This is a genomic window from Pseudomonas sp. SIMBA_067 (genome assembly GCF_046534675.1).
Lineage (GTDB): Bacteria > Pseudomonadota > Gammaproteobacteria > Pseudomonadales > Pseudomonadaceae > Aquipseudomonas > Aquipseudomonas putida.
The window spans coordinates 1-238 of the sequence record NZ_JAWRYH010001275.1 but is presented as its reverse complement, the minus strand read 5'-3'; the positions used below and the strand labels follow the sequence as shown (position 1 = coordinate 238).

The window sequence follows — 238 nt, the reverse complement described above, 5'->3', positions numbered from 1 at the left end:
ATTGCGATATGAGTGAGTTTAGTGAAATATCGCTACCGGTAACCCCTAAAAACTCATCATCTTGATAAATGGGAACAATTAAACTGACTACCCATTTATTCCAAACTTCATCATAGTAAACTTTTGACCATTGAGGCTCTCGTTGTGGGTTAGTTAAAGACTTCGCATAATTGAAGCTATCACTTTGGTTGAATGTATAATTTCCAGGCACATTAAGCGCCCAGTTTGGCGGTGCGAC

Annotated in this window: 1 protein-coding gene; it reads right to left on the bottom strand. The window is 39.1% G+C overall.

Features of this window, described 5'->3' with window-relative positions; all coding sequences use genetic code 11:
- On the bottom strand, window positions 1–238 hold a 238-nt coding region (locus SB765_RS33405; protein WP_410933006.1), incomplete at both ends, for a hypothetical protein.